The sequence below is a fragment of the Marinobacter sp. EhC06 genome, from assembly GCF_001650915.1.
GTDB lineage: Bacteria > Pseudomonadota > Gammaproteobacteria > Pseudomonadales > Oleiphilaceae > Marinobacter.
Genome location: NZ_LXYO01000004.1, coordinates 107,021 through 127,741, shown reverse-complemented (window position 1 = coordinate 127,741; position 20,721 = coordinate 107,021). Strand labels below are relative to the sequence as shown.

Sequence of the window (20,721 nt, the reverse complement as noted above, 5' to 3'; positions counted from 1 at the left end):
AAGAGCTGATGACTTAAACGCGACATCTACGTTGACAGACTCCGTTCCCGTCCATTTCTAGGTCTGCGGAAACACTGCCCCACTGCTGCTCATGCCGTGCTCACGCCAGAGTTCCGGAACCGGGACAACTTTCTCGGCTTGCTTGTGGATCGACAGGATCTGGCTGTCGGAAAAACGTGCCTTCTTCATACAGAATCTCCCTGCTCTTCGCTTACAGAAAATTCTACTTTTGATCGCCGTTGTTTTTGAGAGTATTTCAAGGCACTGAGCCATGCGCTAAAGCAATCCACGTAACCAAGCCAGGCATGGCGACGTCTACTGCATTGCGGCTCCACATCCATTCCGTAACCGCACATGTTCTCCGGCGTTATCCGCAAGTCTGAAAGTTCGCTTTGCGACCTTACCGCCCACTCCGTTGTCTCAAATTGCGGCCACCTTTTGGCGACGTGACCAATGGATATTGAAACTCGGCCCCGCGTAACACACAATCAGCTCCATCGAAGTAAACAAACGCTCACTTTAATTCCGGTAGAGAGGTAGAACAGGTGACTGAGCTGGTAAGTTATGACTTGAAAGACGGTGTTGCGACGATTGCCATCAGCAATGGCAAGGCCAATGCCCTGAGCCAGGAAGTGTTCGAGGGGCTCAACGCGGCGCTGGATCGGGCCGAGCAGGACAAGGCCGTTGTGATCCTGACCGGGCAGCCAGGCGTGTTCTCTGCCGGATATGACCTGAAAGAAATGCAGAAGGGGCCGAAAGAAGCAGCCGCGCTGGTAAAAACCGGCTCCAGCTTTACCCGACGTCTGGCCGCATTCCCTTTGCCGATCATTGGTGCCTGTAGCGGCCATGCCATTGCCAAGGGCGCATTCATTCTGCTGTCAGTGGATCACCGCATTGGTATTGAAGGGCCCTTCAAGCTTGGCCTGAACGAAGTGGCAATCGGCATGACCATGCACCACGCCGGGATTGAAATTGCCCGCCATCGACTGGCGCCCGCCCACTTTTACCGTTCGGTCGTGAACGCTGAGATCTACAACCCGGAAGGGGCCGTGCAGGCGGGCTTTCTGGATGAGGTGGTTGCCCAGGACAAACTGGTTGAGCGAGCTACCGAGCTGGCGCAGCATTTCAAAACCCTGAACATGCGCGCCCACCGTGAAACCAAGGTGAAGGCCAAAGCGGACTATCTGGCGCTGCTGGATCGTTGCATCGAGCAGGATGCCGAGCACCTTGGCCTGAACGGCTAGTTCACGTTTCCGAACTGAACTGCGGTGCTTCGCGGAAACGGAACAGTTTTGCCAGGATCACGTCAGGGAAAGACTGGATCCGGGTGTTGTAGATCATGGCGCTCTCGGTGTAGCTGTTTCGCAAGAGCGAAAGGTAGTTTTCCGTCTCTGCCATGATCGACATGAACTTCTGAATAACCTCATTGTTCTTCAGGTCCGGATATCCCTCGATCCGGGCCTGGAGGGCATTCGTTACCTTCTTTTCAAACTGGATAAGCTTGTCCGCCTGGCCCTTCGAACTCATCTCGACGGGGTCCGCGCTGCGTAGCTGGGCAATCGCTTTCAGCAGCTGTTTTTCGTGGGCCAGAGACGCCTTTACGATTTTCTCCAGGTTGGGCCACAGCTCATGGCGTTGCTGGAGAATAGTGTCGATATTGGCCGCTGCCCGATCAACGCGGTTTTTCAGAAAAACAATGTCGTTGTAGTGCAGTATGCCGGTGTACACGAGCAGGACGATCGGTACTGTCAGGGCAGACAGAATCAGGTTGTCCGGGCTGAAGCCGCCATCCGCGGCAAACAGGGCGGTAGTGGAGAACAGGAACAGGCCGAGCGTCAGGGCTATGCCCGCAAAACCCCGTGCCCCCCGATCCAGCACAATGTCCTCTTCTTCGTTCCCACTGATCAGGAAGGGTGAGGCATCATCCTTCTGGATCGTGAGTCGGTCCGGCTGATCGCGATCCAGGCCGGCAAAACCCAGGCAGTAGACGTTCACGAAGGTGTCGAGGAAGCGGACGGTGTAACGCCTGTCGCCCCGGCGCTCCGAATGGTACTGCGGGTATTCGATCTTCGCACCATCTGGCTGGACGAGAACTTTTCCCTCGCTGTCTTCCAGCCAGAAAGGCGCTCGTTCTTCCCGATGCTCGATAACCCGCCACTTTTCGTTTTTTCCGGAACCCCGCTTTTCTTCCACTTTGTAGTCGAAGGCCACGCATTTCTCGTTTTTAAGTGGATCCCTGAGCGGGGGATGGTCTTCATCGACATCCACCATGGCCTTGAGCTCCGAGACACCAAAACTGAGTCCCCGGGTGCTGCTGGTAGGTACCGCTTCGATCAGGCGCTTGAACTTGACGGTCCGGATCGACAACCACAAGAGCAACAGGGCGGCAATAATACTGGCTGCTGCGAGTCCGCGGCTGGTCCAGGCATGCTGGTATCTGCCCTCGGGCTGGCTGGCCACGATGGAACGGGCAATGCCGGCGGTCTGCTCATCAAGTTCGGGAACTGGCAGGCGATTCTGGACCACGCTCCGGAACATCCAGCGGTCCAGCCAGCCACTGGTGCTCTGGCGGATCAATTGCTGTAAAGCCGCCACGTCGGCCAGTACCAGCGTGCGTGCGCTTGCTTCCTCGATCTTTTGATAGCGGGCCTCATACAAGGTGGCGATGGCAGACCATTCCTGCCGGAGTTTATTGATGCCGAGCACCGAGAGCGTGCCGGACACCGCAATGGTCATTACCAGAACATAGACCCAGAACCGGTGAATTCTGATCAAAGGCAGCGAAAGCGCGATACCCAGAGCCAGAAGGCCCGTTGCGATGGAAATGCGGATGGCTGCTTCGAAGAATCGGTCGCCACTGTCCACGGTCAGCGTGTTCCGGGAAACCATGGCCGGCAGGCTGAAGTCCTCGAGGCCATTAAAGGTCACTGCTCCAATTTCGCTGCTGTACTGGCCGATTACCCGCGCAGTGTGTCCGGGAATGAGCGCCCACTCCGAGTAGATTCTGCGGCCGGACTGATTGCGATAGGTTCGCTCCAGGTTCCATTCGAGCGCTTCCAGATCGCTGCCCGGAGCTACAACGACTGAGCCGGTCTGGTCCCTGAGCTGGAAGTCGCCGCCGCGGGCGCCGGAATCCAGGGTGCGGATACGCAGATCACCGTCGGAGTCGCGATATTCCTCCTCAAGTTTGTAGCGATAGTAGACCGCCTCGGTGTTGGAATAGGGCGTTTCGAGAGTTCCCAACTGATCCGTGACTTCGCCTGCGATCACATAGGGGCCTGTGGTCAAAGCGCCGACGGGCGTTTCAGGTAGCCGTTCCAGTTGTCGTGCCTCGGTGAGCTGGCTGAGCCCGGTCGTCATTGCATAGTAGCTGCCGGCCAGGCAGGCGACTGCGATAATGGCTGTGATAATCCGGCCGGGAATGCTGGCGATATTGAAGCGCCCCATGGCGGGAGAGTCCTTGTTCTGCTGGCTTTCAGGGGGACGAGTATAAAGTATCGGGCTTTGTCATTCCCCCCGGCTCCACCCGAATTGGGATGGAACGCAAGTCAGGCAGAAATCGGTGATGCCTGCAGCGCTGGAGTCTTTCAGCCGAAAACCACCGTATGCATCATCCGGCCTGGCAGCAGGGTAAAAACCCCGGCGCCAATCAAGGCGAAAACGAAGAGGGATGCCATGGTGATGCCATGCCCCCTCGAATTTCCTTTCCGCCCCTGGCGCACTCCCCACCAAAGCATGATCAGCGTGTAAACAGAGAGAAGGTGGATAGGGCTCCATGGGCCCACCAACTGAATGGTGTGGATAAAAAAGGATGACAACGCAACAGCGGCCATCAGCCCGATCCATACCCAGCCGGCCATTTTGTGGTGCGCTGTGCCCTTTCTGAGGAAAAATTGTAGAAGGCCCAGCGTAAATGCCAGAACCGCTGCGATAACGTGAAGCTGAATGGCAGTCGATGTGTTGGTCAAAGGCTCAAGATTCATGGCATTGCTCCTATATGCAACTTGTTGCACATGGTAGCGCGTCTTTGTTGCTATATGCAACAATGCGCATATTGGAGGATTGAGAATGGCGCTTCGGTATGCATTACTTGCGAGTCTTTATGAATCACCCGCAACAGGGTATGAGTTGACCCGACGGTTCAGAGAGCGGATGGGCAATGTCTGGAATGCCAGCCACCAGCAGATTTACCGGGAGCTGGCAAAGGCTCTCGATGATGGCCTGGTGAAGGTTGAGCTGGTTGAGCAGTCTGGCAAGCCGGATCGCAAGGTTTACCATCTCGCTGATTCAGGAAGAGCTGAGTTGGGAGAATGGGTAAATGGCTTTTCCCCACGACCGGCCACCAGAGACCCGCTGCTGCTCAAGCTGTTTGCAGGAGATCTCTGGTCGCACGACAGGCTTTTCGAGGAGCTTTCTCGCTATGAACTCGACTGGCAGGAAGAGCTGGAGCGATATCGCGAGATAGAGCGGGACTATTTCCAGGATGTGCAAACGCTGCCGCGGCATTATAAATTGCAGTATCTTGCTCTCCGGCGCGGAATCATGGCAACGGAAAGCTGGCTCGCATGGGCCAGGGAAGTGCGAGACCTGTGCGGGGCTTCGCCTGAGGGTTCTTGATCGGTGAGAGTAAGCAATTCAAATGGAAGGAGAGTGAATGTGTCCCAGTCCGAGCAGTTTGCCAGCGATAACTACAGTGGTGTGTGCCCGCAGGCCTGGAAAGCCATGGAAGCGGCTAACCGGATGGATGAGCCTGCCTATGGTGAGGACAGCTGGACGCAGAAGGCAGCGGATGGTCTGAGGACGCTGTTCGATACGGATTGTGACGTTTACTTCGTGTTCAATGGCACTGCAGCCAACTCTCTGGCCCTGGCCTCGATCGGTCAGTCGTTTCACAGCGTGATCTGCCACGAGCTGGCCCACATTGAAACCGATGAATGCGGCGGCCCGGAGTACGCCTCCAACGGTGCCAAGCTGCTTCTGGGGCAGGGCGAGAACGGCAAGCTGACACCGGAGAGTATCGAGCACCTGGTAACCAAGCGGACTGATATTCACTACCCCAAGCCCAAGGCGCTAAGCCTGACCCAGGCCACAGAGGTTGGGACGGTCTACACACCCGAGGAGCTCAGGGTTATTCGGGCGGTCGCCGATCACCATAAACTCAATATTCATATGGACGGTGCCCGCTTCGCCAATGCGGTGGCTGCGCTGGATGTACATCCGTCGGAGATTACCTGGAAGGCCGGTGTTGATGTTCTGTGTTTTTCCGGCACCAAGAATGGCCTGGCCCTTGGCGAGGCGGTGGTGTTCTTCAACCGGTCTCTGGCGGAGGACTTCGAGTGGCGGTGTAAGCAGGCGGGCCAGCTAGCCTCCAAGATGCGCTATATTTCGGCACCCTGGTGCGGGCTTCTGGAAGGCGATGTGTGGTTGGAGAATGCCCGCCACGCCAATGCCTGTGCCCAGCGCCTTGCCCGGGGGCTGGAAGGCCTTCCAGGTATCCAGCTACGCTACCCGAGACAGGTGAACGGTGTTTTCGTGGAGATGCCGGAGCCTTTGCAGGCGGCACTGAGGGCCAAAGGCTGGCGCTTTTATAATTTTATCGGTGGCAGTGCCCGGCTGATGTGTTCCTGGGCAACGACCAATGAGCAGGTAGACCGCTTCCTGTCGGATGTTCGTGCCCTGGTCAGTTAAGATCTATCGATTCCGGGGCGAAGTCGTGGTATATCAGCAGCCCCAAAACCCCAATTTTTACGGAAACAGAAGACATGCCCAGAGCCAGTGAAATCAAGAAGAATTCCGCCGTTGAGTACGATGGTCGGGTGTATTTTGTGAAGGATATCGAGCGTTCAGTGCCCCAGGGCCGGGCTGGCGGCAGTCTTTACCGCATGCGTATGTACGATGTGGTGACTGGCCAGAAACTGGACGAGACCTTCAAGGATTCGGACATGCTCAACCTGGCCGACCTTACCCGCCGGGAAGCTACCTTTTCCTACGCCGATGGCGATGAGTATGTATTCATGGATACCGAGGATTTCACTCAGTACAGCCTGAACCGCGACGCGATTGCTGACGAGCTGTTGTTCATCTCTGAAGATACCCAGGGTGTGATGGTCATCCTGCTGAAGGATTCGCCGGTTGCACTCGCACTCCCCCCCACCGTTGAGCTTGTAATTGAAGAGACGGATCCGTCTGTCAAAGGCGGCTCGGCGACGGCCAGAACCAAGCCAGCCCGCTTCGCCACGGGACTGGTGGTGCAGGTTCCCGAGCACATCTCAACCGGAGATCGTATTCGCATTAACGTGGAGGAGCGCAAGTTCCTGGGCCGCGCCTGATCTGAAGCCGTTCCGAAGTAAGGAAACCCTGTGAAGCCAATAGAAACAATAAAGGTGCTGGTCGCCAGCGTGATTGCTGTTGTGGTCATGGTGGGAATTGCCCGGTTTTCCTACACGCCGATGATCCCGGAAATGGTCGCGGCACTGGGGCTGAGCAAATCCGTTGTCGGTATGCTGGCAACCGTGAACTACGCAGGCTACCTGACTGGCGCGGTACTCATTACCCGCATCAGCGATCTCGGTCTCAAGGTAAGGCTTTACCAGCTCGGGCTGGTGGTTGCGGTGGTTTCAACGGTTCTCATGGGGTACACCACCAATGTGTGGGTGTGGTCCATTCTGCGTTTTATCTCAGGTCTGAGCACCTCAGCGGGTATGTTGCTGGGTGCCGGTCTCTTGATGAGCTGGTTGATCAAGAATAACCAGAAGTCCGAGCTTGGCGTGTTCTTTTCCGGTATCGGGCTCGGGATTGTACTCACCGCTGTGGTGGCGGAGCTGATCAAGGATCCGTTCACCTGGGATCAGCAATGGGTGATCTACGGGCTTGTGGCCCTGGGGCTTCTGTTGCCCGCCTGGCGTTGGATGCCGGACTATCGGGCCTGTGCGTTGCCAAAAACAGGTGCGGTCAAGGCCGGTGATGAGCGAAGCCGGTTCATACGGATCCTGCAGCTGGCGTATTTCTGCGCCGGCGTGGGCTATGTGGTGACGGCCACTTTCCTGGTGGCAATTGCTGAATCCATGCCCGAGCTTCAGGGGCAGGGCTGGCTGGTCTGGCTGATTGCAGGCCTGGCTGCAACCCCTGCCTGCTGGTTATGGGATGTGTTCTCTCGCCGCTGGGGGCAGTGGCTGGCGCTCTATCTGGCCTATACCCTTAACTCCGTCAGCATCCTGATGCTGATCGTGAACACCAGCTTCGCCAGCGTGATGCTCAGTTCGGTGATTTATGGCGCCAGCTTTATCGGTATCGTCAGCATGATGCTTGCGATGGTGGGGCGGGTTTTCCCCGAGAACCCCTCCCGGCCCATGAGCCGGTTGACCTTCAGCTACGGTATCGCCCAGATGATCGCACCCGCGGTGGTCGGCTACCTCGCGGATGTGGAAGGTAATTACACTAACGGCCTCTGGCTGACCCTGGTGGTGATGGCGTTAGGCGTTTTGATGCTTCACCTGGCAAGGAAGGCGCAGCAGCGTCAGGGCGAAGCCGCCGTTGCCGGATGAGTTGAGTCCCCGATCGAAATTCAGTCGAAGAGGAAAGGAAATCATGCCAGGAAAGCCCTCAAAACCCGTATCCGCATCCGCGATTGAGAAACACGTTTACAAGGTGTTTCCGAACGACATGAATTCCCACAACACGGTTTTCGGCGGCATGATCATGGCGAAGTGCGACCGGCTGGCTCTGGTGGTTGCGGAGCGCCACTCCGCCCATGTCTGTGTGACAGCTGCTGTGGATTCGATCCATTTCAGGGCGCCGGCGAAGGGTAACGATACGCTGCTATTCAGCCTGTCGCTGAACCGGAGCTGGGGATCGTCCATGGAAATCGGTGCCAGGGTAGAGGCCGAAAACAGTTACACCGGCGACACGCGGCACATTCTCTCGGCTTTTTTCACCTTTGTCGCTCTGGACGAGAATGATCGGCCGGTGGATGTCCCGGAAGTGATACCGGAAACGGACGAGCAGCAGCGCCGGTATGACAATGCCGAAATTCGCCGGGAGGGGCGTCTGAAGACCCGAGAACAACTGGCATCCTCTTCCGGGTCGTCAACTGACTGAGCGGGCGCCTACAGAACTTCTGGTTCTGTCGTCGAATTTGTCTGGATGGCAGTATCCCGCAATCCACCGAACCGCTTGTAAAACTTCTCGCCGGGACCTGGAAGGGGGCCAGAGGCGTTCTCCAGGGTTTCGTCCAGCCACTGCTCAGCCCGCGCGTAGATCTGACGATACAGGTTCCGACACAGCTGCTTGGCGCTTCGGCCTTCCCAGTCACCTGGTAACAGCTCATCAGGCAGCAGAGGGTCTCGCAGAAGAATTTTCCGGTATTCGTGGATCAGCAGGACCCGGAGAATCAGGCACTCTTCGGGGCTGAGTGTGTCCTCGGTCTGCAGTTCACGCCACAAGGGGCGGAACTGGCTCAGGAAGCGACGATAGCGGCCGCCCAGCTCATCCAGGTTCCAGCTTTCGCGAACTTGCAGTCTCAGCGCCCTTGGGCTCTTCTGCTCCATGGGCATGGTCTGCATCACAATGGTATCTTCCAGCGCACCCCATTCCTGAAGCATGGGGATCAACTCGCTACGGGTGAAGCGTGGGTGCTCCATCAAGCCTGGCGCCATGCTGCCAAAACTTAGCCACTTCAGTTCCTCCCTGACTTTTTGCCTCAGCTCCGGGGACAGCTGGTTCAGGTACACCAGGCACCAGCTCCCGCTCCATTCCTCAGTGTCCAGGTTGTAGACGTGCTGGAAGGCCTGCTCGAACCGCCGCAGGCCCGGGCCGGTGAGGCTGTAATAACTGCAACGGCCCACCTTTTCGGTCTGCAACCAGGATTCCTGAACCAGACGGTACACCGAGGTGCGAACCAGTCGCTGGCTGATGCCCATGGGTTCGACCAGCTTCATCAGGCTGCCCAGCCAGACATTGCCGCCACGGGGAACGATGGCATCACCGTAAATGGTAATGATGAGGGAGCCTGCACGCAGCGGCCGCTTCTTCTGGAAATTCTTGACGAGCAGTTCTAGCTGGCTTTTTGCAGTCATGGCCTGAGTTCGCAAATAAGAATCAATGAAACATGTTGCGCTTATTATCCGGTTCTTACGTGTCAGGTAAAGGCTTGTCTTTCTGTTGGCCATACTGGCGCCTTGCGGCAGTGTCGGCTTTACTGAAAGAGCCGTGACTCGACCTTCTGAAATCGGTTGACACGAGAGTTATGATGCAATAACTTCGTTTGATATTCGTCAATGGTATCGAATTTTACCGGGAGCGAAGAATAGGGACTGTCGTAGTCACGGACGATGAACAAAAACATACTCATGCCCCTGCACAATTCGGGAGAACAAAAACAATGTTTAAAACAGTGATTCGTCGCGCAGGAAAATGCGCAGCCGTTGCAGCCGCCGGTCTCATGATGATGAGCGCTCAGGCAGCTGAACCCATCAAGATCGGTTCGTTCCTGTCTGTCACAGGTCCGGCATCCTTTCTCGGCGATCCCGAGCTGAAAACGCTCGAGATGTACGTTGAAAAAATTAATGAAGAAGGCGGTGTCCTTGGTCGTCAACTGGAGCTGATCCACTATGACGACGTTGGCAACGCTTCCTCTGCCCGTAACTTTGCCAGTCGCCTGATCCGCTCGGACCAGGTCGATATTATCGTTGGCGGCAGTACTACCGGTGCCACTATGGCGGCCGTTCCTCTGGTTGAGCAGGCTCAGGTTCCGTTCATCTCCCTGGCCGGCGCTGTGGTTATTACCAATCCTGTCAAGAAATGGGTCTTCAAGACGCCCCAGACCGACCGCATGGCGGCTGAGCGGATTCTCGCGGACATGAAAGACCGTGGTATCACCAAGTTTGGTCTGATCTCCGGCACTGGCGGGTTCGGCAGCTCCGGCCGCACCCAGACCCTGGAAGTGGCCGAGCAGATGGGCATGGAAGTGGTCGCCGATGAGACGTACAGCGGATCTGATACAGACATGACCGCCCAGCTGACCAATATCCGTAACACAAATGGTGTGGAAGCGGTCTTGAACTTCGGTTTCGGCCAGGGTCCAGCCATCGTAACCCGCAACTATGCCCAGCTGGGTATGGAGCTTCCGTTCTACCAGTCCCACGGTGTCGCATCTGACAGCTTCCTCGAGCTGGCGGGCTCTTCTGCCGAAGGTCTGCGCCTGCCTGCCTCTCCGCTGCTGGTGCCGGACTCCCTGCCGAACGACGATCCGCAGAAAGAAGTGGTTCAGAACTACAAGGCTGAATACGAAGCTCGTTGGGATTCCAAGGTGTCCACTTTCGGTGCCTACGCTTACGACGGCCTGATGCTGGCAGTCCGCGCTATGGAAGAGGCCGGCTCTACCGATCCGGAAGCCGTTCGTAACGCACTGGAAAACATCAAGGGCTATGTCGGAGTCACCGGTGTGTTCAACATGTCGCCGGAAGATCACAACGGCCTTGATCCCGAATCCTTCCGCATTCTGGAAGTCCAGAACGGCGAATGGAAACTGATCGACTGATACCCCTTTAACCTGTCTCGCGGCTGGCGATGACCCCTTTTCAGGGTAAGTCGCCAGCCGATGTTCGACCGGAACCACCGCTATGCTCGCAGAATTCTTACAGTACCTGTTCACCGGGATTACTATCGGTGCGACTTACGCCCTGATAGCCCTCGGATTTACCCTCATCTATAACGCCAGTCACGTCATCAACTTCGCCCAGGGCGAGTTCCTGATGATTGGAGGCATGGCTACGGTTTCGCTTACGGCCATGGGCGTGCCCATGATCCTGGCGGTCGTGTTGGCCGTGATCCTGGCCGGCATTCTTGGCGTCGCCCTGCAGAGGTTCGCGATTGCACCTGCCAAGCAGGCCGATGTTGTTACCCTGATCATTATCACCATCGGCGCGTCGATCTTTATTCGCGGTATTGCCCAGGTAGTCTGGGGCAAGGAATACCACGTGATGCAGAATTTCAGCACAGACCAGCCCATTCAGGTCTTTGGCGCCGTGCTGAACAGCCAGAGCCTTTGGGTTCTGGGTATCGGTGCGATCCTGGTAGTGGGGCTGGTACTGTTCTTTACCAAGACGCTGATTGGTAAAGCCATTCTGGCCACGTCCATGAACAAGGAGGCGGCGCGCCTTGTTGGTATCCGGACTCAGATGGTGCTCATGCTGGCGTTTATGGTGTCAGCACTGCTGGGATCTGTAGCCGGTATTGTGGTTGCTCCGATCACGTTCACGTCGTACGACATCGGTATCATTCTCGGGCTCAAAGGCTTTGTGGCCGCTGCCATTGGTGGCCTGGGTAGCGGTGTTGGCGCGGTTGTAGGTGGTCTGTCGCTGGGTATCGTTGAAGCCATGGCAGCCGGTTACATCTCATCGGACTACAAGGATGCTGTGGCATTCTCCATGATCCTGCTGGTGCTGTTCTTCATGCCCCGCGGATTGTTTGGTGCCAAGGTAGTGGAGCGCGTCTGATGTTGAATACGTTTATGCAGTCGCGCCTCCGGGGGCTGATGATCCTTGCCCTCATTCTCATTATTCTGCCCGCTTTTCTCGGCAACCCGTTCCATTATGAGCTGGTTACCCAGATGGCGATCATTGCTGCCACGGTGGTTGGCCTTAATCTCCTGGTGGGTTTTGCTGGCCAGATCAGTCTTGGCCACGCCGGCTTCTTCGGTCTTGGAGCCTACTTTACCGGCATCGCGACCGGCACTTACGGCTGGCCTTCAGTGCCCGCGCTGGTGGTCGGAGCAATTGTTGTGGGCTTTATTGCCTGGATTGTCGGGCGACCGATTCTGCGCCTGAAGGGCCACTATCTGTCCATGGCGACCCTTGCAGTAGGCTTCATCATTGCCATCATCCTGAACAACGAGCGGGCACTCACCGGCGGGCCCGACGGCATGCCGGTTCCGGCATTCGAGGTGTTTGGCTGGGAACTGAGCGCTTTTGGTAGCTATTCGCTGTTTGGCATCGATATTGAAGGCTTCCAGGCCTGGTATATCTTCGCCAGCGTCGTGCTTCTGGTGGCTGTCTGGTTTGCCCTGAACCTTATCGAATCGCCCATTGGCCGGGCACTGCGTTCGGTTCATGGTTCGGAAGTGGCGGCCAGTGTGGTCGGCGTAAACACCGCGAAGTACAAAAGCCTGGTGTTTGTCATCTCTGCCATCTATGCCAGCCTGATGGGTAGCCTCTATGCCCACTTCCAGGGTTTTATCACGCCTGCGGTGGCAAGCTTCGAATTCTCCATTCTTTTCATCACCATGGTCGTTCTGGGTGGCATGGGCTCTACCTTCGGAGTGATCATCGGCGCTGTGGTGCTCAAGTTGTTGCCCCAGGTCCTGGCGGATTTCCAGGAGCTGGAGCACGTTATGTTCGGTCTGATACTGATGCTTACCATGATCTTCATGCCCAAAGGGCTGTTGCCAACGCTGACTGCTTTTGTTTCCAGGAAAATGCGCAAAAAAGCAGGGGGTGAGGCATGACAGCACTGGTTGAAGTCAAAGGGCTGGATAAAGCCTTCGGTGGTGTCCATGCTGTGGAAGGTGTCAGTTTCTCCGTAGAGGCCGGACAGGTCTATTCGGTTATTGGCCCCAACGGTGCCGGCAAGACCACGCTGTTTAACCTGATCACCGGGCTCTACACACCGACCAAAGGCGAGATTCTGCTGAACGGTGAGAGCACCGCTAAACTGGAGCCGAATGAGCTGGCAGAGCGGGGCATGTGCCGCACGTTCCAGCAGATGCAGATCTGCATGAACATGACCGCCATCGAAAACGTGATGCTGGGTCGGCACCTGCAGCTCAAAAGCAGCCTGTTTACCACCCTTTTCCGTTTGCCGTCCCTGCGTCGCAACGAAGCTGCTGCCCGTAAGCGTGCGGCGGAACTTATGGAATATGTGGGCTGTGGTGACTACCTCGATACGGATGCCTCGGCCATGTCCTATGGCGCATTGAAGCGTCTGGAAATCGCCCGGGCGCTGGCGGCTGAACCCAAGGTTATTCTTCTGGATGAGCCAGCCGCCGGTTTGAACGCGGTTGAAACTGCTGCCCTGGAAGAGCTGATCCGGAAGATTGCTGATCAGGGCACCACGGTAATGCTGGTTGAGCACGACATGAAGCTGGTGATGGGCATATCCGACCGGCTGCTGGTGCTTAACTACGGCCGTGTTCTGGCTGAAGGAACCCCTGAGGAAATTCGCCAGAACCCGGATGTTATCGCCGCCTATTTGGGTGGCTGAGCAAGGAGACATTTCACATGAGCGAGCAAAACACTGAAATGGCGCCTGCCCAGTCACGCAGTGAGCAGGCCGTACGGATTATTGTTCATGAACACCAAGCGCTGTGGCGGATTCTGGATCTGCTGGATCAGCTTCTGAGTGATATGAATCTCAACGATCAGCGGCCGGATGAGCGGCTGCTGACAACTATTTTTGATTACATTCAGCACTTCTCCCAGCGGGTCCATAGCACGCCCACGGACATTGAGCTGTACAAACGGCTCAGTGAGAAGTCCCCCGAAACAGCGCCTCTGCTGGAGAAGCTGGCCAAGGGTTATGTCATCGGTCACGAAAAGCTGGTGGAGTTGCGCCAGTTGTTGGCAGAATGCGAAAAAGGCTGGCCAGAAGGTCGCGAAGAGTTCAGTCATGCTCTGGCGCGTTTCACGGAAGCCTTGCGCAAACACATTCGCAAGGAAGAGGGTGTGGTCATTCCGCGGGCCCGTAAACTGCTGACGGAAGAAGACTGGCAGCAGATCATCGAAGCCCGGGACGTGGAAAATGATCCGTTGTTCGGTGAGCGCGTTCGGGAAGAGTTCCGGGAACTGCGGCACCAGATTGTCAGCTACACCCCAGAGAAATTCGGTGGTCTCGGCCTGAAGCACGCAGACCGGGTGACTGCACCTCATGCTAAAGAAGAGATGCTGTCCATCAAGGGACTGGTGACGTCTTACGGCCAGATTGAAGTGCTGCATGATGTGGACATCCACATCAATAGTGGTGAGATCGTGTCACTTGTCGGCGCCAATGGTGCCGGCAAGTCCACCTTGCTGATGACTATTTCTGGTTTGCAGCCCACCGACCGTGGTGCCATCACCTTCGAGGGCAAGGATCTGTCCAAGATCAGCGCGGATCAGCGGGTGGCTGATGGCATTGTTCAGGTGCCAGAAGGCCGGCAGGTGTTCAAGGACCTGAGCGTTCACGACAACCTGCTTCTGGGCGCCTATACCCGTGGCAAAACCCCCGAGGTAATGGACGATCTGGAGCGGATGTACACCAAGTTCCCGATCCTGCGTCAGAAGCGTCATAACCTGGCGGGTGAGCTCTCCGGCGGTCAGCAGCAGATGTTGGCCATGGGGCGTGCCCTGATGGCCAAGCCGAGGCTGCTGCTTCTGGACGAGCCCAGTATGGGTCTGGCGCCGTTGATCATCGAAGAGATCTTCAACATCGTCAAGGAACTGAAGGAAGAGGGCATTACCATCTTCCTGGTAGAGCAGAATGCCTCCCAGGCATTGGCACTGGCTGATCGCGGCTATGTGCTGGAGACCGGCAAGGTGGTGATTGAAGGCACCGGCCGTGAACTGCTCAGCAATGAGAAGGTTCGTGAGGCTTACCTGGGCATGTAAACGCCCGGAACTTTCCTTGCACCAATAAAAGGGGGACAGGTCTTGCGACCTGTCCCCCTTTTATTTGCCTGACGCTTTCCCCCTGGGGTCCAAGACAGGGAGAAAGCAGGGAAGCCCGGTGTTACTCGGGCCTCTTGGCAACCAGTGTCAGGATGTCGTAGCTCGCAACCAGCTCGTCGTTCTGGTTGGTCACCTGGACGTCCCATACAACCACACCCTGGGGGTGGCCGTCGGGGGATGTCCGACCCTGATCGATCTTGCGCTTGCACGTCAGCCGTGCGCGGATGGTGTCACCCGGCGCTACCGGTTCAATGAACCGCAGTGTGTCCAGGCCGTAGTTCGCCAGTACCGGACCTTCACCCGGGGAAACGAACAGGCCGGCAGCGGCCGACAGTACAAAGTAACCATGGGCGATGCGCTTGCCGAACTGGGATTCGCGCGCAGCAAGCTCATCGAAATGCATGTAGAAATGATCGCCTGAGAGGCAGCCAAAGTTCACGATGTCTGCTTCGGTCACCGTGCGGCGATGTGTCAGCAGGGACTCGTTGATCTGCAGGTCCTCGAAGTGGCGACGGAACGGATGTACCTCGGTTTCGATAACGTTCGCACCGCGCACATACTCGCGGGTAACCGCTGCCAGCATGCTCGGAGAGCCCTGGATGGCGGTGCGCTGCAGGTAGTGGTGAACCGCACGGATACCGCCCAGTTCCTCACCGCCGCCGGCGCGCCCGGGGCCGCCATGCTTCAGCATGGGCAGGGGCGAGCCGTGACCGGTCGATTCCTTCGCGGCTTCAGCGTCCAGCAGGTGCAGGCGGCCATGGAAAGCGGCCAGCAGTGGCGCGATCCTGCCGGCAATGGCGGGGTCCCGGGTGGTCAGGGTAGTGACCAGGGAGCCGCGGCCTTTTGAACACAGCTCAACGGCATCCTCGATGGTGTCGTAGGGAATCACGGTGGCCACGGGGCCGAACGCCTCAATGTCGTGGGCGCCACAGCCATTTTCCGGGTTCCGGCACAGCAGCAGGTGGGGCTCAATGAAAGCGCCTTTTTCTGTGCCATCGCCAGTGGCCTTGAAGTTGCCTTCGCCACCAACAACCAGCTCACTGGTCTTGAGCAGTTCCTGGATATTGGCTTTCACATCTTCCAGCTGGTCGACGGAAGCCAGGGCGCCCATGCGAACGCCTTCTACTGCAGGATCGCCCACGGTGACCTTGGAAAGCTGCTCTTTGAGCTTATCGCAGACCGCGTTCACCTGATCTTTCGGCACCAGGATACGACGAATGGCGGTACATTTCTGACCGGCCTTAGCGGTCATCTCGCGGCGTATTTCCTTCACGAAGATGTCGAATTCTTCGTGCTCCGGGGTGACGTCCGGCGCCAGAATGGCACTGTTCAGTGAATCGGCCTCGGCGTTGAACGGAATCGAACGGTTAATGATGTTCGGATGGTTCTTGAGTTTGCGGGCGGTTGCGGCGGAACCGGTAAAGGTCACTACGTCCTGCTCTTCCAGATGGTCAAACAGGTCGCCGGTGCTGCCGATGATCAACTGCAGGCTGCCTTCCGGAAGCGCGCCGGATTCCTGCATCAGGCGGACGGCGAGTTCGGTCACGTAGCAGGTTGAGGTGGCCGGCTTCACGATGGACGGCATGCCCGCCAGGAAGGTGGGTGCAAACTTTTCGAGCATGCCCCACACCGGGAAGTTGTAGGCATCAATGTGAACCGCCACACCACCACGGGGCACCAGGATATGGGTGCCTGCAAAGTGGTTGTTCTTGCCCAGCGGAGTCACCGGGCCTTCGTGAACCACGTTGCCCGAGGGCAGTTCGCGGCGGCCCATGCTCGCGTAGGAGAACAGTGTGCCGAAGCCACCATCGATATCGATGCCGTTATCGCCTTTGGTGGAACCGGTATGCATCGACAGGGCGTAAAGTTCTTTCTTGTGTTCCTGGAGGTACAGGGCCATGGCCTTCAGGGCCAGGGCACGCTCCTGGAAATCCATCGCCATCAGATTTTTGCCGCCAACCTTGCGGCCATACTCAACAGCGTTCTTGAAATCGAGGGTGTCGTCGTGGGTGTGAGCAACGATCTCGCCATTCACCGCACTGGGCAAAGCCTTGGCAGGCTTTTCACCGACCCATTGGCCGGCAATGAAACTTTTCAGGACTGACATGGGGAACTCCATTCGTTTCTGAAACGCGAAGGCAAGCCCCGTTGCTGCGGGACTTGCCTCACTCTTGTCTTGTTTTGGGGGCGGAAACTACATTTCGTCGTAGTCCAGAACCACCTTGTCGCTGATCGGATAGCACTGGCAGGAAAGCACGTAACCGGCTTCCACCTCGTAGTCTTCCAGAGCAAAGTTCTGGTCCATCTCCACTTCGCCTTCCACCACCTTGGCGCGGCAGGTCGAGCAGACGCCGGCCTTGCACGAGTAGGGCAGATCGGCGCCTTCTTCATTCCCGGCATCGAGGATGCTCTTGGTATCGCGCACCAGCGGGAAAGTCAGGGAGCGGCCATCCGCAATCACGGTCACTTCGCTGATCGACTGGGGATCGACGTGGGCCGGATCCCGGTCTTTCCGGGCCTGGGGAACACCGCCAGCCGGGGTAAACAATTCGAAGTGGATCTTGCTCTTTTCCATGCCGTGGTTCAGCAGGGAGTCCCGCACGGTTTCGGTCATCAACTGTGGGCCACAGATGAAGGCAGCTGTCAGTTCCTTGGCATTAATCCAGTGGTCGAACAGCTTGTCGCACTTCTCGTGATCGATGCGACCGTTATACAGGTCAATGTCCTGCTCTTCGCGGGTGAAGATGTACACCAGGTTCAGGCGTGACATGTACTCGTTCTTCAGGTCCTGCAGCTCGTCACGGAACATGGTGCTGCTGGTGGCCTTGTTGCCGTAGAACAGGGTGACCTCACTCTTAGGCTCGGTCTCCAGTGTGGTTTTCACGATCGACAGAATCGGTGTGATGCCACTGCCGGCGGCAACGGCCAGGTAATTGCCTTCACGCTCCGGGTCCAGATCGATGGAAAAATGACCCTGGGGAGGCATGACTTCGAGTGTCTGGCCGGGCTTGAGCTGCTCATTGGCGAACGTGGAGAAGCGACCACCGGGAACCTGTTTGACGGCAATACGCAGTTCCTGGTCGTTGACGCTGCGGCAGATCGAGTAGGAGCGGCGGACTTCCTCACCATCCAGCTTGGTGCGCACGATCAGGTGCTGGCCCTGCTGGTAATGGAACTTGTCTGCCAGATCTTCCGGCACGTCAAAAGCAAGTGATACGGCGTTTCTTGTTTCAGGTCTGACCTCTTTGAGGGTCAGTGAGTAGAATTTGTTCATGATCGTATCGGCTCTAGATGCATTTGAAATAGTCGAAGGGCTCGAGGCATTCCTTGCAACGGTAAAGGGCTTTACAGGCGGTGGATCCGAACTCGCTGACCCGTTCGGTGTCCTTGCTGCCGCAGTGGGGGCAGGCAATGACTTCCGGCTCCCCGAGCAGGCTCATCTTGCTCGAACTGCCCTCAGGCGGCGCGATGCCGAATGCCCGAAGCTTCTCTTTGCCTTCGTCTGTGATCCAGTCGGTGGTCCAGGCAGGGGTCAGCACCTGTTTGATTTTCGGATCCCGGAAGCCTGCGGCCCGCAGGGCCTCGGCAATCAGTTCCTCAATCAATTCGGTGGCTGGGCAACCGGAGTAGGTCGGGGTCACATCAACGGACAGCTCTTTGCCATCCCAGTGAGCCGCCCGGACAATACCGAGCTCCACGACACTGACTGCCGGCACTTCAGGGTCTTTGACCTCTTCAAGCAGTGCCCAGATGTCGTCCTCTGTCAGCAGATCGGGGCGGGCATTGGCCGGCACCCGGTCACTGGCAATCAGAATGTCGACAGCTGACCGGCTGTCTGAATCACCATGTTGTGGCATCGGGATAGGCCCTCTGCAGGAACTGCATTTCTGCCAGAATGAAACCAAGGTGTTCGGTATGCTCGCCGTGCTTGCCACCCATGTACATCCAGGCGTCTTCCGCGCCCGGCGTCAGGGTTGCCTGGGTGAGCACCTCGTTGACCATGCCGCGCCAGTCTTTGGCCAGCTGGTCAGGATCCGGGCCAATGCCCGCCTCAGCCATCACACGATCGGTGTCGTCTGGAGTGATCAGCTCACCGGTAAAGCGCCACAGGATATCGACAGCCTCCTGCATGCGGCGGTGGCTTTCTTCGGTGCCATCGCCCAGACGCTTCACCCACTCCGAGGAACGACGCAAGTGATAGGTCGCCTCTTTCAGAGCCTTGGCGGCAATGCCTGCAATACGCTCGTCGCTGGATTCGGTCAGGCTCTTGAGCGTGAAGTAGTGGTACACGTCGAAGAAGAACTGACGACCCATGGTGACCGCGTAGTCCTCGTTGGGCTGCTCGGTCATCAGCAGGTTGCGATACTCATGCGCATCGCGGCGAAATGCCAGTTTGTCGGCATCACGGCCATCATTGATCAGCTCAGCTGCGTACTCGTACCAGTTGCGGGCCTGGCCGACGAGGTCGAGGGCAACGTTCATCAGTGCCATCTCTTCCTCAAGTGCCGGAGCCTTGCCGCACAGTTCGCACAGGCGCTGACCCAGGATCATGTCGGAATCCGCCAGGCGCAGCAGGTATTCCTTTAATGCTTCTGCTTGTGTCATTGGTACCGCTCCTTACATGTGTCCGACTTCATCGGGCAGCTTGTAGAAGGAAGCGTGCCGGTAAACCTTGTCTTCCGACGGATCGAAGAGTACTTCCTTCTCATCGGATGCGGAGGCCGTGATAGCGTCGGAGGGAACCACCCAGATACTTACGCCTTCGTTGCGGCGGGTATAAAGGTCACGGGCGTTTTCCATGGCCATCTCGGCGTCAGCGGCATGCACGCTGCCCACGTGTTTGTGGTTCAGGCCGTGCTTGGACCGTACAAAGACTTCGTAAAGGCGCCATTCAGACATGTTGTGTTCCTCCGGTATCAGGCGGCTTGTGCGCGCTGTTTTTGTTTTTCGGCGTAGGCGACGGCCGCTTCACGGACCCAGGCGCCTTCGTCAATTGCGTTTTTGCGAGTTTTGATGCGCTCGCGGTTGCAGGGACCGTTGCCCTTGAGAACGTCGTAGAATTCCTGCCAGTTGATCTCACCGAAATCGTAGTGGCCGGTTTCTTCATTCCACTTCAGGTCCGGATCCGGCGCGGTGCAACCCAGGAATTCAAGCTGGGGTACGGTCTGGTCGATGAACATCTGACGCAGTTCGTCATTGCTCTTGCGCTTGATCTTCCAGGCCATGGACTGCTGAGAGTTCGGGGACTCGTCGTCGTGCGGTCCGAACATCATCAGGGCGGGCCACCACAGACGGTTGATCGCGTCCTGCACCATGGCTTTTTGCTCCTCGGTGCCTTCGCGCATCATGTCCAGCAGGATCTTGTAACCCTGGCGCTGGTGGAAGCTCTCTTCCTTACAGATACGGATCATGGCGCGGGAGTACGGGCCGTAAGAGGTACGCTGAAGAACCACCTGGTTCACGATGGCAGCGCCATCCACCAGCCAGCCAACGGCACCCATGTCCGCCCAGTTCAGGGTCGGGTAGTTAAAGATGCTGGAGTACTTGGCCTTGCCCTGGTGCAGCTTCTCGATCTCTTCATCACGGTCAGCACCCAGGGTTTCCATGGCGCTGTACAGATACAGGCCATGACCCGCTTCGTCCTGAATCTTCGCCATCAACTGGAGTTTGCGCTTGAGCGTCGGTGCACGGGTTACCCAGTTGCCTTCCGGCAGCATGCCAACCACTTCAGAGTGAGCGTGCTGGGAAATCTGGCGGATCAGGGTCTTCCGGTAGCCTTCCGGCATCCAGTTTTTGGGTTCGATCTTGGTTTCGGCGTCGACCTTTTCCTGAAACTCGCGCTCTTCGGGCGACATTTCCTCTTTGGTCTTCAGGCGCTTGGCGCCGGTTTCAACGAGCTGGGCGTACATAAACAATTACCTCCGGATCGGGCTTGTTGTTCTGTTGTCCGTGAACAGAGATCCCTCAGTAAGGACTGAAGGCCAATGACTCCATATTATATGATACTGAATAAATATCAAGA

General features: G+C 57.2%; 20 protein-coding genes and 2 pseudogenes. 12 read left to right on the top strand and 10 right to left on the bottom strand.

Annotation, left to right across the window (positions count from 1 at the left end; genetic code table 11):
• Positions 1-81 precede the first annotated feature (81 nt).
• Positions 82-189, bottom strand: a pseudogene (locus tag A8B84_RS21970) (IS3 family transposase); the annotation flags it as partial.
• Between the two features lie 356 nt (positions 190-545).
• Between A8B84_RS21970 and A8B84_RS04530 the strand changes: the two are divergent.
• Positions 546-1,244 carry a crotonase/enoyl-CoA hydratase family protein gene (locus tag A8B84_RS04530; RefSeq protein ID WP_064228168.1) on the top strand — a complete coding sequence of 233 codons (699 nt, stop codon included), beginning with the start codon at positions 546-548 and terminating at the stop codon, positions 1,242-1,244.
• A gap of 1 nt (position 1,245) precedes the next feature.
• Here A8B84_RS04530 and A8B84_RS04525 read toward each other — a convergent pair whose 3' ends face one another.
• Entirely contained in the window at positions 1,246-3,447 is a 2,202-nt protein-coding gene (locus A8B84_RS04525; RefSeq protein WP_064228169.1) for a LemA family protein, read from the bottom strand.
• A gap of 140 nt (positions 3,448-3,587) precedes the next feature.
• Positions 3,588-3,983, bottom strand: a complete 396-nt coding sequence (locus A8B84_RS04520) for a DUF2306 domain-containing protein (RefSeq protein WP_064228170.1) — start codon at positions 3,981-3,983, stop codon at positions 3,588-3,590.
• Positions 3,984-4,068: 85 nt separating this feature from the next.
• Between A8B84_RS04520 and A8B84_RS04515 the strand changes: the two genes are divergently transcribed.
• From A8B84_RS04515 to A8B84_RS04495, 5 genes are all read left to right on the top strand, one after another.
• Complete coding sequence (locus A8B84_RS04515; RefSeq protein WP_064228171.1) at positions 4,069-4,617, top strand: PadR family transcriptional regulator; 549 nt, start codon at positions 4,069-4,071, stop codon at positions 4,615-4,617.
• Between the two features lie 39 nt (positions 4,618-4,656).
• Positions 4,657-5,688, top strand: coding sequence for a threonine aldolase family protein (locus A8B84_RS04510; protein WP_064228172.1), 1,032 nt, complete (start codon positions 4,657-4,659; stop codon positions 5,686-5,688).
• Positions 5,689-5,762: 74 nt separating this feature from the next.
• The gene (yeiP, locus tag A8B84_RS04505; RefSeq protein ID WP_064228173.1) at positions 5,763-6,329 is read left to right on the top strand and encodes an elongation factor P-like protein YeiP; all 567 of its coding nucleotides are present in this window, start codon (positions 5,763-5,765) and stop codon (positions 6,327-6,329) included.
• A gap of 30 nt (positions 6,330-6,359) precedes the next feature.
• Positions 6,360-7,544 (top strand): YbfB/YjiJ family MFS transporter, encoded by a 1,185-nt coding sequence (locus tag A8B84_RS04500; protein WP_082905074.1) that lies wholly within the window; start codon positions 6,360-6,362, stop codon positions 7,542-7,544.
• Positions 7,545-7,587: 43 nt separating this feature from the next.
• Positions 7,588-8,097, top strand: a complete 510-nt coding sequence (locus tag A8B84_RS04495) for an acyl-CoA thioesterase (protein ID WP_064228174.1) — start codon at positions 7,588-7,590, stop codon at positions 8,095-8,097.
• 8 nt (positions 8,098-8,105) lie between these two features.
• On the opposite strand, the gene paaX is transcribed toward A8B84_RS04495, so the two are convergent.
• Positions 8,106-9,074 carry a phenylacetic acid degradation operon negative regulatory protein PaaX gene (gene paaX / locus A8B84_RS04490; RefSeq protein ID WP_064228283.1) on the bottom strand — a complete coding sequence of 323 codons (969 nt, stop codon included), beginning with the start codon at positions 9,072-9,074 and terminating at the stop codon, positions 8,106-8,108.
• A 305-nt stretch (positions 9,075-9,379) separates the two neighbouring features.
• Here paaX and A8B84_RS04485 point away from each other — a divergent pair, with 305 nt between their 5' ends.
• The 6 genes and pseudogenes from A8B84_RS04485 (at position 9,380) to A8B84_RS21775 (ending at position 14,639) form a co-directional block, all read left to right on the top strand.
• A complete protein-coding gene (locus tag A8B84_RS04485) occupies positions 9,380-10,537 on the top strand; it encodes an ABC transporter substrate-binding protein (protein ID WP_064228175.1) in 1,158 nt (385 codons plus the stop codon).
• An 82-nt stretch (positions 10,538-10,619) separates the two neighbouring features.
• Positions 10,620-11,495, top strand: a complete 876-nt coding sequence (locus A8B84_RS04480) for a branched-chain amino acid ABC transporter permease (RefSeq protein ID WP_064228176.1) — start codon at positions 10,620-10,622, stop codon at positions 11,493-11,495.
• Positions 11,495-12,502 carry a branched-chain amino acid ABC transporter permease gene (locus A8B84_RS04475; protein WP_064228177.1) on the top strand — a complete coding sequence of 336 codons (1,008 nt, stop codon included), beginning with the start codon at positions 11,495-11,497 and terminating at the stop codon, positions 12,500-12,502. The genes A8B84_RS04480 and A8B84_RS04475 overlap by 1 nt, the downstream gene beginning before the upstream one ends.
• Complete coding sequence (locus tag A8B84_RS04470; RefSeq protein ID WP_064228178.1) at positions 12,499-13,257, top strand: ABC transporter ATP-binding protein; 759 nt, start codon at positions 12,499-12,501, stop codon at positions 13,255-13,257. The genes A8B84_RS04475 and A8B84_RS04470 overlap by 4 nt, the downstream gene beginning before the upstream one ends.
• A 17-nt stretch (positions 13,258-13,274) precedes the next feature.
• Positions 13,275-13,724: pseudogene (locus A8B84_RS21780) on the top strand (hemerythrin domain-containing protein); the annotation flags it as partial.
• Positions 13,725-13,934: 210 nt separating this feature from the next.
• Positions 13,935-14,639: an ABC transporter ATP-binding protein gene (locus A8B84_RS21775; RefSeq protein ID WP_064228284.1), complete on the top strand. Its 705-nt coding sequence runs from the start codon at positions 13,935-13,937 to the stop codon at positions 14,637-14,639.
• A gap of 121 nt (positions 14,640-14,760) precedes the next feature.
• Here the strand turns inward: A8B84_RS21775 and paaZ are convergent, their stop codons facing one another.
• The 6 genes from paaZ to paaA all read right to left on the bottom strand — a co-directional run bounded on the left by paaZ (position 14,761) and on the right by paaA (position 20,608).
• Positions 14,761-16,806 (bottom strand): phenylacetic acid degradation bifunctional protein PaaZ, encoded by a 2,046-nt coding sequence (gene paaZ, locus A8B84_RS04460; protein WP_064228179.1) that lies wholly within the window; start codon positions 16,804-16,806, stop codon positions 14,761-14,763.
• A gap of 87 nt (positions 16,807-16,893) precedes the next feature.
• The gene (paaE, locus tag A8B84_RS04455; protein WP_064228180.1) at positions 16,894-17,973 is read right to left on the bottom strand and encodes a 1,2-phenylacetyl-CoA epoxidase subunit PaaE; all 1,080 of its coding nucleotides are present in this window, start codon (positions 17,971-17,973) and stop codon (positions 16,894-16,896) included.
• 13 nt (positions 17,974-17,986) lie between these two features.
• Positions 17,987-18,556 carry a 1,2-phenylacetyl-CoA epoxidase subunit PaaD gene (gene paaD / locus A8B84_RS04450; protein ID WP_064228181.1) on the bottom strand — a complete coding sequence of 190 codons (570 nt, stop codon included), beginning with the start codon at positions 18,554-18,556 and terminating at the stop codon, positions 17,987-17,989.
• Positions 18,540-19,304 carry a 1,2-phenylacetyl-CoA epoxidase subunit PaaC gene (paaC, locus tag A8B84_RS04445; protein WP_064228182.1) on the bottom strand — a complete coding sequence of 255 codons (765 nt, stop codon included), beginning with the start codon at positions 19,302-19,304 and terminating at the stop codon, positions 18,540-18,542. Before paaC ends, paaD begins: the two co-directional genes overlap by 17 nt.
• 12 nt (positions 19,305-19,316) lie before the next feature.
• Positions 19,317-19,598: a 1,2-phenylacetyl-CoA epoxidase subunit PaaB gene (gene paaB / locus A8B84_RS04440; protein ID WP_014577967.1), complete on the bottom strand. Its 282-nt coding sequence runs from the start codon at positions 19,596-19,598 to the stop codon at positions 19,317-19,319.
• 17 nt (positions 19,599-19,615) lie between these two features.
• Entirely contained in the window at positions 19,616-20,608 is a 993-nt protein-coding gene (gene paaA / locus A8B84_RS04435; protein ID WP_064228183.1) for a 1,2-phenylacetyl-CoA epoxidase subunit PaaA, read from the bottom strand.
• Between the last annotated feature and the right edge of the window lie 113 nt (positions 20,609-20,721).

What these genes read in the sequence shown, in the direction of transcription:
- paaC (WP_064228182.1), bottom strand. Translation starts at nt 19,304, where the DNA reads ATGACACAAGCAGAAGCATTAAAGGAATACCTGCTGCGCCTGGCGGAT.
- paaD (WP_064228181.1), bottom strand. Translation starts at nt 18,556, where the DNA reads ATGCCACAACATGGTGATTCAGACAGCCGGTCAGCTGTCGACATTCTG.
- A8B84_RS21775 (WP_064228284.1), top strand. Translation starts at nt 13,935, where the DNA reads ATGCTGTCCATCAAGGGACTGGTGACGTCTTACGGCCAGATTGAAGTG.
- A8B84_RS04485 (WP_064228175.1), top strand. Translation starts at nt 9,380, where the DNA reads ATGTTTAAAACAGTGATTCGTCGCGCAGGAAAATGCGCAGCCGTTGCA.
- A8B84_RS04520 (WP_064228170.1), bottom strand. Translation starts at nt 3,983, where the DNA reads ATGAATCTTGAGCCTTTGACCAACACATCGACTGCCATTCAGCTTCAC.
- paaB (WP_014577967.1), bottom strand. Translation starts at nt 19,598, where the DNA reads ATGTCTGAATGGCGCCTTTACGAAGTCTTTGTACGGTCCAAGCACGGC.
- paaE (WP_064228180.1), bottom strand. Translation starts at nt 17,973, where the DNA reads ATGAACAAATTCTACTCACTGACCCTCAAAGAGGTCAGACCTGAAACA.
- A8B84_RS04515 (WP_064228171.1), top strand. Translation starts at nt 4,069, where the DNA reads ATGGCGCTTCGGTATGCATTACTTGCGAGTCTTTATGAATCACCCGCA.
- A8B84_RS04470 (WP_064228178.1), top strand. Translation starts at nt 12,499, where the DNA reads ATGACAGCACTGGTTGAAGTCAAAGGGCTGGATAAAGCCTTCGGTGGT.
- paaZ (WP_064228179.1), bottom strand. Translation starts at nt 16,806, where the DNA reads ATGTCAGTCCTGAAAAGTTTCATTGCCGGCCAATGGGTCGGTGAAAAG.
- A8B84_RS04495 (WP_064228174.1), top strand. Translation starts at nt 7,588, where the DNA reads ATGCCAGGAAAGCCCTCAAAACCCGTATCCGCATCCGCGATTGAGAAA.
- A8B84_RS04475 (WP_064228177.1), top strand. Translation starts at nt 11,495, where the DNA reads ATGTTGAATACGTTTATGCAGTCGCGCCTCCGGGGGCTGATGATCCTT.
- yeiP (WP_064228173.1), top strand. Translation starts at nt 5,763, where the DNA reads ATGCCCAGAGCCAGTGAAATCAAGAAGAATTCCGCCGTTGAGTACGAT.
- A8B84_RS04525 (WP_064228169.1), bottom strand. Translation starts at nt 3,447, where the DNA reads ATGGGGCGCTTCAATATCGCCAGCATTCCCGGCCGGATTATCACAGCC.
- A8B84_RS04480 (WP_064228176.1), top strand. Translation starts at nt 10,620, where the DNA reads ATGCTCGCAGAATTCTTACAGTACCTGTTCACCGGGATTACTATCGGT.
- paaA (WP_064228183.1), bottom strand. Translation starts at nt 20,608, where the DNA reads ATGTACGCCCAGCTCGTTGAAACCGGCGCCAAGCGCCTGAAGACCAAA.
- paaX (WP_064228283.1), bottom strand. Translation starts at nt 9,074, where the DNA reads ATGACTGCAAAAAGCCAGCTAGAACTGCTCGTCAAGAATTTCCAGAAG.